Origin of the sequence: Moraxella sp. CTOTU47618 (assembly GCF_032017425.1) — a bacterium.
Lineage (GTDB): Bacteria > Pseudomonadota > Gammaproteobacteria > Pseudomonadales > Moraxellaceae > Faucicola > Faucicola tetraodonis.
The window spans coordinates 153,925-163,262 of the sequence record NZ_DALZPW010000004.1; the positions used below are offsets into that span (position 1 = coordinate 153,925).

The following is a 9,338-nucleotide window of genomic DNA, read 5'->3' on the forward strand; positions in this document are numbered from 1 at the left end:
TAAATAATGGGGTTGATGGATGAGAAGTTAAAGCAAAATAACGCGAAATATTGTATCAGTGACTGGTTATATCGAAAAAGACCACCCATGAACACCCCCCTCATCAAATTTGTTCAAATTACCCTACTTAGCCTATTCCAGTTAGGCATTTAAAAGCATTAGGTTAATTTGGCAAAATCCCTTATAATATCCCCTGACTTTTTCCACTGTAGCGGCAGTGACTTGTATGAGTCATTTTGCTATTAGTCATATTAATCATTTTTTCGTTAATCATTTTGCAAACTTGCTCGTGCTGTATTGCAGTCCGTGACTTTCTATTTTTGCTTTGTTCTCGTTTTAAAAATGTAAAATAGAGATAGGTTTGCAAAGCGATTAATTTTCTATCACCCTTGATGTAATGAGAAAATTAAATGCGTGAATATCAACTATTTACCTCTGAATCTGTGAGTGAAGGTCACCCAGACAAACTCGCTGACCAAATCTCTGATGCTATCCTTGACGCCATCCTTGAACAAGACATCCATGCGCGTGTGGCATGCGAAACTTTGACCAAAACAGGCGGCGTGGTGCTGGCGGGTGAAATCTCTACCACCGCCAATGTTGATTTTGAAAAAATCGTGCGTGATACCGTCCTGCGCGTCGGCTATAACAGCTCAGAGTTGGGCTTTGATGGCGCCACCTGTGCGGTTATCAATATGCTTGGCAAACAATCTCCCGAAATCGCCCAAGGCGTTGACCGCTCGCGCCCTGAGGAGCAAGGTGCAGGTGACCAAGGTTTGATGTTTGGTTATGCCACTCATGAGACGGATGTGTTGATGCCTGCCCCCATTCAGTTTTCCCATCGTTTGATGGAAAAGCAAGCTCAATTGCGTAAAGACGGCACATTAGCGTGGCTGCGTCCCGATGCCAAAGCGCAAGTCACCGTACGCTATGATGGCGACAAACCTGCGTTTATTGATGCGCTGGTACTATCAACCCAACACGATCCCAGTATCTCGCAAAAAGACTTGCATGAAGCGGTCATGGAAGAAATCATCAAGCCTGTCATCCCAGCTGCGATGCTGCACAAGGATACGAAGTATCATATCAACCCAACCGGGTTATTCGTGATTGGGGGTCCTGTGGGGGATGCGGGTTTGACGGGTCGTAAAATCATCGTAGACACGTATGGCGGTATGGCGCGTCACGGCGGCGGTGCGTTCTCAGGTAAAGATCCATCAAAAGTGGACCGCAGTGCAGCCTATGCAGGGCGTTATGTTGCCAAAAATATCGTAGCGGCAGGACTGGCGGAGCGCTGTGAAATTCAAGTAAGTTATGCCATTGGTGTAGCAGAGCCAACCTCTATTTCTGTCAATACTTTTGGCACGGGCAAAATCAGTGATGACAAGATTGTCGATTTTATTCGCCAGCATTTTGATTTACGTCCGTATGGCATCACGCGTATGCTTAACCTACTCCAGCCCATGTATGAGCAAACGGCGAGCTATGGTCACTTTGGTCGCCAAGGCACTGAAACCTCTTTTACTTGGGAGCGTACTGACCGCGCAGCACTACTTAGAGCAGACGCAGGTTTATAATTTTATTGACCAAGTACAAGATTTGTAGGGTGCGTTTTACGCACCTTTTTAACGTTTAATTGATGTAGAAAATTGTAGAGAAAAATTATGAGCGAAAACACTAACCAAATCACCGAAGAAATGAACGCGTTTTATGAGCGCGCTGATGAGTTTATCCAGCTTGCCAATACTCTTCGCACCGATGATATACACGCAGGTAAAATCAATGCCTCAATGCTGTATGCGGTCGCGCGTTTTAGCGCGTGGACAGCGGCAACTGGCTTTGTCAAAGGCAGTGACTACGCCAAAGAAAAGCAAGATATTATCGAACATTTCACCAAGAATTTTGAGCATATGCTGTCGGATAATATCGATGACTATGCCGAAAACTTCCAAAAATATATGCAAATTGGTAATTGATTGTAGTCCAACAACACGAGCATTTCATTAAAAAAGCGTATTGAATCGTCATACGCTTTTTTTATTGCAGTGCTTATCATCTAAACCCACAATTATTTGAGCAATTAATTATTTAAACAATCGATAAAACAACCAACCTATTATCAAGATGACCAAGATAATCACACTCACCCGTTTCACCCATCTTGGCAATAACGGTAGGGTGATATTTTCTTGTTTAAGATGATTATCAAGCCCTTGTGTCAATGTGCTAAAGCCTTGTTCTTTAGTCTCTACTGATGGCGCAGGATGGGCAGTAGGCGGCGTTTGACTGTTTGCCGCTAATGCTTGGTTTTCATATGCATCAATTTGTTGTTTTGCCTCATCTAAGCTAATCCCCTGCTCTTGTGCGTGGGTTTTGATGGCGATGACGTAGTTTTTTTTATCGACCAGTTGTTTGATATGACTCGGTAACGTTGATTGTGCCATAAGTAATTCCTCAAGTTTTAATCCGTATATCATGCCTAGTTTGTTAAACTTATTTTAGAAGAATGTAGCAACGAGCGCCTGTTTATTGTAAATAAATGTAAATAAACGCTTCACACTTTGCGCAAAATATTCACCTTTTAAAAGTTATAGCGACTAATTATGTAAAAATAGGAGTTTACTATTCATTTTTCACATACTTGTATTTTTACTTAACTTATTTTTTAAAAATCGCGTACTGACAGGTGATTTTTTTGTGCGTATACTTATGGATATACTAAGGCAAAGCAGCAAATAACCTGCCCTAAACCTAAAGCAGGGCTGATTAACCCTAACTTTGCTATTTCCCCCTTCAATCATGTAAAAAGGAAGCAACATGGCACCTATCTCTGCAGGTCGCAAATTCCGTGACGCCATTGAGTCTGAAAAAGCCGAAGGTCGTCCCCTTCAAATCGTTGGCACTATCAATGCCTATACTGCCATGATGGCAAGCCAAGTCGGTCATAAAGCAATTTATCTCTCAGGTGGCGGTGTTGCCAACGCCTCATTTGGTTTGCCCGACCTCGGTATGACGAGCCTTAACGATGTATTGACCGATGCCACCCGTATCACCAATGCGGTTGACACACCATTATTGGTTGACATCGACACGGGTTGGGGCGGTGCATTTAACATCGCCCAAACCATCAAACAAATGGAAAAAGCAGGCGTTGCCGCGGTTCATATCGAAGACCAAGTAGCGCAAAAACGCTGTGGTCATCGCCCCAACAAAGAAATCGTCTCAACCAGCGAGATGGTTGACCGCCTAAAAGCTGCGCTGGATGCCAAAGTTGACCCAGATTTTGTGGTGATGGCACGAACCGATGCGCTGTCAGTGGAAGGTTTGGATGCCGCGGTTGAACGTGGGGTGGCGTTTCAAGAAGCAGGCGCGGACATGATTTTTGCTGAAGCATTGACCGATATCGCCATGTACCGCAAATTTACCGACGTGTTAGACATTCCCGTGCTTGCCAATATGACTGAGTTTGGGCGAACCGACCTTTACAGCACCAAAGAGCTGTTTGACGTGGGCGTTGACATGGTACTTTATCCATTATCTGCGTTTCGTGCGATGAATAAAGCCGCCCTCAATGTCTACCAAGCATTAAAAGATGAAGGCGTACAAACCTCCGTGGTCGACACCATGCAAACCCGCATGGAGCTGTATGATTTCTTAAACTACCACTCATACGAGCAAAAATTGGACGCATTATTTAAATCAAAAAAATAATTGGCGAACTATGCTCAACACTTAAGGCTAAACACTTAATGCCAACCATTTAATAAAGCTAAAAAGGAGTTTTACCATGTCAAAAGACACCCCAGTGACAGATGCGACTGACAACAAGCCAAAACCCAAAAAAAGCGTTGCCCTATCAGGGGTACCCGCCGGTAACACCGCCCTATGTACCGTAGGGCGTACAGGCAATGACTTAAGCTATCGTGGCTATGATATTTTGGATTTGGCAAAAGACAGCGAATTTGAAGAAGTGGCGCACTTACTGATTCATGGTCATTTGCCAAACCGTCATGAGCTAGCGGCGTACAAGAAAAAACTCAAAACCCTGCGTAACTTACCGGTCAATGTACTGGCAGTGTTAGAAGCTTTGCCTGCCCACGCCCACCCGATGGATGTGATGCGTACTGGCGTATCGGCACTGGGCTGCACCTTGCCTGAGCGTGAAAGCCAGCCTACCTCAGAAGCCCGTGATATCGCCGACAAGCTTATTGCCTCGTTAGGCTCAATGCTACTGTACTGGTACCACTATAGCCACAATGGCAAAGTCATCAGCCTTGAGAGCGACCAAGACAGCATTGGCGGTCACTTCCTTGAGCTACTACAAGGTGAAGCACCCAGTGAATCGCATATCAAAGCCATGCACGTCTCGCTTATCTTATACGCTGAGCATGAGTTCAATGCATCAACCTTTACCAGCCGCGTGATCACGGGGACTGGCTCGGATATGTACTCAGCCATTAGCGGCGCGATTGGTGCATTAAAAGGTCCAAAACATGGCGGCGCCAATGAAGTGGCGTATGATATCCAAAAACGCTACCGCAATGCCGACGACGCAGAAAAAGACATCCTTGAACGTCTTGAGAAAAAAGAGGTTATCATTGGCTTTGGTCACCCTGTGTATACCGTGAGCGACCCACGCAACGTGGTCATCAAAGAAGTGGCTCGCAACTTGTCCAAAGAAACGGGTGACATGACCTTATTTGATGTGGCAGAACGCCTAGAAACCGTGATGTGGGACAACAAAAAAATGTTCCCAAATCTCGACTGGTTCTCAGCGGTCAGCTACCACAAAATGGGCGTGCCGACAGCGATGTTTACCCCATTATTTGTGATTGCGCGTACCGCAGGTTGGTCAGCGCACGTGCTTGAGCAACGTGCCGATGGCAAAATCATCCGTCCTTCTGCCAATTACACAGGACCTGATGACCAAAAATTTATACCACTGGATGAGCGTCAATAATTAGCGTTTTAATCGTATAAAAAGCCTTTCAGGTCAGCCTACCCATTGATTTGAAGGGCTTTTTTTCTAATGGATTATTAATTTTAAGGTTAAGCCAAATGACAAGCCAATACCGCAAACCCTTACCCAATTCTGATTTAGAATACTTCGATACCCGCCAAGCGGTGAACGACATCACCCCAGACGCGTATGATAAACTTCCCTACACCTCGCGTATTTTAGCTGAGCAATTGGTGCGTAAAGTCACTGATTCAAATGAATTGACCGCTGCGCTTAAACAGCTCATCAACCGCGAGCGTACGTTAGACTTTCCTTGGTATCCTGCGCGTGTGGTGTGTCACGACATCTTAGGTCAAACTGCCCTTGTGGACTTGGCAGGCTTGCGTGATGCTATCGCTGAGCAAGGTGGCGACCCAAGCAAGGTCAACCCTGTGGTACAAACTCAGCTGATTGTTGACCACTCGCTTGCTGTGGAATGTGGTGGTTATGACCCAGATGCGTTTGAAAAAAACCGCGCCATCGAAGACCGCCGCAACGAAGACCGTTTTCACTTTATCAACTGGACAAAGACTGCCTTTGAAAACGTCGATGTGATTCCCGCAGGCAACGGCATCATGCACCAAATCAACCTGGAAAAAATGTCACCTGTTATCCAAGTACAAAATGGGGTCGCCTACCCAGATACTTGCGTGGGCACAGACAGCCACACCCCGCACGTGGATGCGCTAGGGGTGATTTCGGTGGGTGTCGGTGGACTGGAAGCAGAAACCGTGATGCTCGGTCACCCATCAATGATGCGCCTGCCTGATATCGTGGGCGTACACCTCAAAGGCAAACGCCAAGCAGGCATCACCGCCACCGATATTGTGTTGGCGTTGACTGAGTTTTTGCGTAAAGAGCGCGTGGTCGGTGCCTATGTGGAATTCTTCGGTGAAGGCGCAGACAGCCTATCCATCGGTGACCGTGCCACCATCGCCAACATGACCCCAGAATATGGCGCAACCGCAGGGCTATTTTATATTGATGGGCAAACCATCGACTATCTACGCCTCACAGGGCGTGAAGACAAACAAGTCGAACTGGTAGAAAACTATGCCAAAACCGCCGGGCTTTGGTCATCTGACCTCATCAATGCCGACTATGAGCGTGTGCTTGAGTTTGATTTGTCACTCGTGACCCGTAATATGGCAGGTCCTTCAAATCCCCATGCGCGTGTATCGACTTCTGAGCTCTCTGCCAAAGGCATTGCTCATGCCGAAGGTGAAGCGGTGCCTGAGTCAGAGAATGGCTTAATGCCTGATGGTGCGGTGATTATCGCAGCTATTACCTCGTGTACCAACACCTCAAACCCTCGTAACGTGGTGGCAGCGGCATTATTGGCCAAAAAAGCCAACGAACTTGGCTTAACCCGTAAACCTTGGGTGAAATCATCATTCGCGCCTGGCTCAAAAGTGGCTGAACTGTACTTGCAAGATGCTAATCTATTGCCAGAACTGGAAAAACTGGGCTTTGGTATCGTGGCATTTGCCTGTACCACTTGTAACGGTATGTCGGGTGCGTTAGATCCAGCGATTCAGCAAGAAATCATCGACCGTGACCTGTATGCCACTGCGGTGTTGTCAGGCAACCGCAACTTTGATGGACGTATCCACCCGTATGCCAAACAAGCCTTCTTGGCAAGCCCGCCGTTAGTCGTCGCGTATGCGATTGCAGGGACGATTCGTTTTGACATCGAAAAGGACGTGCTTGGCGTGGTCAATGGGAAAGAGATTCGCCTTATCGACATTTGGCCATCGGATGAAGAGATTGACGCGATTGTGGCCAAACACGTCAAACCTGAGCAATTCCGTCAAATCTATATCCCGATGTTCAACCTTGACCGCAGCGAAAAAGCCGACAGCCCACTGTATAACTGGCAACCCATGTCAACCTATATCCGCCGTCCACCCTACTGGGAAGGCGCGCTAGCGGGTGAACGCACGCTAAAAGGTATGCGTCCCCTCGCCATCTTGCCTGACAATATCACCACCGACCACTTGTCCCCATCCAATGCGATTTTGGCAAGCTCGGCGGCAGGCGAATACTTGGCAAAAATGGGCTTACCCGAAGAAGACTTCAACAGCTACGCCACCCACCGCGGCGACCACTTAACCGCGCAACGTGCGACTTTTGCCAATCCAAAACTGTTCAATGAAATGGTGAAAAATGACGATGGCAGTACCAAACAAGGCTCACTGGCTCGTGTTGAGCCTGAAGGTCAAGTGATGCGGATGTGGGAAGCGATTGAGACCTACATGAACCGTAAGCAACCGCTGATTATCATCGCAGGGGCGGATTATGGTCAAGGCTCTAGCCGTGACTGGGCTGCCAAAGGTGTGCGTCTGGCTGGGGTGGAAGCGATTGTGGCGGAAGGCTTTGAGCGGATTCACCGTACCAACCTTATCGGTATGGGCGTGCTGCCGCTTGAATTTAAAGCTGGGACGACGCGTATCACGCTAGGGCTAGATGGGACTGAGACCTATGATGTGATTGGTGACATCTCGCCACGTTGTGATTTGACGCTGGTGATTAATAAAGAAGGCTCGCAGCCGCTTGAAGTGCCTGTGACCTGCCGTCTTGATACCCAAGCGGAAGTGGATACTTATAATGCTGGGGGCGTACTACAAAAATTCGCGCAAGATTTCTTAAAAGGTGAAGTGGCGTAATATTTAGTTGATATATCTAAAACTTTATATAAAAAGGTATGCTTTAATAAGCTTACCTTTTTACATTATCTGTTAAAATTTTGAATCGACTAAATATATTTAAGTGAGCATATTTTATGGCAAGTATAGAAATTGAAAATTTAAAAAATATTAAAAAGTTAGTTTTTGACGTGCCTACTAGTGGTGTACATTTATTAACAGGTATAAATGGCTGCGGAAAAACTACACTTTTAGCCTGCTTAGAAAGACTTTCAAATTCTACTGCTTTTCCCAGAAATTTTAAAACTAGTCGTGCAAATCAATTTGATAGTTATCAATCTTCGCTAATCAAATATTCCCATGACGGACAGTCAGTTACATATCAATATCGTAACACGAGATGGGCACCTCGCCCTAAGAAAAATGCTGAAGTTCTAAAAACTTTTGGTTTTGATGAAGTTATTTTTATAGGTTCTACTGGTGAACGATTTTATGTACAAGATGAGGAATTAAATACACGTAACATTTCAGGTGCATCTTCGTTTTTTAAAAGTAACATGAACTTAATTTTTGAAACTACGAGATTCAATGATTTAAGACGTGTTAAGTTAATAGGAAAAGGACGTGGTGATGGTAGATGGAATTATGGTTTTATTATACCTAAAGGTACAGTTAATGGACAAAATAATTACTATACAGAAAAGAATTTTAGCCTTGGAGAAATTTTGATTCTTAATGCATTATATGCTATTCACAAAGTTAGAAATAACTCACTTATACTTATTGATGAAATTGAACTCGCATTGCATCCAAAAGTTCAAGTTAAATTTCTTGAATTTCTGAAATTAATATCCCAACAAAAGAATTTGACAGTAATTATTTCGACACATTCTAGTAGTTTAATAAAATCTGCTCCAAAACTTATTCATCTTGAAAGGCAAAGCAATGGGGAAATATATGTTAGTTATGATTGTTTTCCAGCACTAGTTTTACAAAATATAGCTATTGAAGAAGAAATACAGCCTGATTTTGTATTCTTTGTTGAGGATGTAAAAGCAAAATACTTGTTAGATTCAATGTTGGATTACTATTTTAAACATATTTTCCAGGAGCGTAGACCAATAATAAAAGTTTTAGCAGTTGCTAGTTGGTCTGAAACCATGAAGTTTACGGTTAATTCTTCTGGATATCTTACATCAAGAAATACAGCATCTTTCGCCTTTTTGGACTTAGATGCACAAACATCTATTCAAGCACATCAGAATAATCCTAATAGAAGCAGAGCCGATTCTGAGTTATTAAATATTTACAACAATAACACTAATAAGATTAATTTTCTACCTATAACACCAGAAGTCGGGATTGTCGAGTTCTTAGAACAAAATTGCTTGAGTCTTGCCTCAAAGATGCAAATTTTCTTCAGCAATGCTACATTTGACATTTCCCAAATAGTTACTGATGAGCAAAATCTTAATTTAACATATTCACAAAACGATAGAAAAAAAGCTAAAGCTAAATTTGACTATTATGTTGAAAGAATCAAAACATCTATCAATAAAGATATTTCGCAAGTAACACTAATGATAATTGAATTCTATATAAGTGAGCTTTATCATAATAACGATGGAGAACTTAAAAGGTAAGCATCCGACCATCCCATCTTTTCCACACATAAGAAATTAGAGATAGTGTCC

7 protein-coding genes are annotated in these 9,338 nt (G+C 44.1%); 6 read left to right on the forward strand and 1 reads right to left on the reverse strand.

Annotation, left to right across the window (positions count from 1 at the left end; all coding sequences use genetic code 11):
• Positions 1-410: 410 nt before the first annotated feature.
• Both metK and RTS09_RS05285 read left to right on the forward strand, forming a co-directional pair.
• The gene (gene metK, locus RTS09_RS05280; protein ID WP_312535004.1) at positions 411-1,577 is read left to right on the forward strand and encodes a methionine adenosyltransferase; all 1,167 of its coding nucleotides are present in this window, start codon (positions 411-413) and stop codon (positions 1,575-1,577) included.
• An 87-nt stretch (positions 1,578-1,664) separates the two neighbouring features.
• Positions 1,665-1,976 carry a DUF3144 domain-containing protein gene (locus tag RTS09_RS05285; RefSeq protein WP_312535007.1) on the forward strand — a complete coding sequence of 104 codons (312 nt, stop codon included), beginning with the start codon at positions 1,665-1,667 and terminating at the stop codon, positions 1,974-1,976.
• Between the two features lie 108 nt (positions 1,977-2,084).
• On the opposite strand, the gene RTS09_RS05290 is transcribed toward RTS09_RS05285, so the two are convergent.
• Complete coding sequence (locus tag RTS09_RS05290) at positions 2,085-2,444, reverse strand: hypothetical protein (RefSeq protein WP_159676441.1); 360 nt, start codon at positions 2,442-2,444, stop codon at positions 2,085-2,087.
• Between the two features lie 373 nt (positions 2,445-2,817).
• Here RTS09_RS05290 and prpB point away from each other — a divergent pair, with 373 nt between their 5' ends.
• The 4 genes from prpB (at position 2,818) to RTS09_RS05310 (ending at position 9,287) form a co-directional block, all read left to right on the forward strand.
• Positions 2,818-3,711: a methylisocitrate lyase gene (gene prpB, locus RTS09_RS05295; RefSeq protein ID WP_312535009.1), complete on the forward strand. Its 894-nt coding sequence runs from the start codon at positions 2,818-2,820 to the stop codon at positions 3,709-3,711.
• 76 nt (positions 3,712-3,787) lie between these two features.
• Positions 3,788-4,960, forward strand: coding sequence for a bifunctional 2-methylcitrate synthase/citrate synthase (gene prpC, locus RTS09_RS05300; RefSeq protein WP_312535011.1), 1,173 nt, complete (start codon positions 3,788-3,790; stop codon positions 4,958-4,960).
• A 98-nt stretch (positions 4,961-5,058) separates the two neighbouring features.
• Positions 5,059-7,665, forward strand: coding sequence for a Fe/S-dependent 2-methylisocitrate dehydratase AcnD (gene acnD / locus RTS09_RS05305; RefSeq protein WP_312535013.1), 2,607 nt, complete (start codon positions 5,059-5,061; stop codon positions 7,663-7,665).
• A gap of 116 nt (positions 7,666-7,781) precedes the next feature.
• Positions 7,782-9,287 (forward strand): AAA family ATPase, encoded by a 1,506-nt coding sequence (locus tag RTS09_RS05310; protein WP_312535016.1) that lies wholly within the window; start codon positions 7,782-7,784, stop codon positions 9,285-9,287.
• The last annotated feature ends 51 nt before the right edge of the window (positions 9,288-9,338 follow it).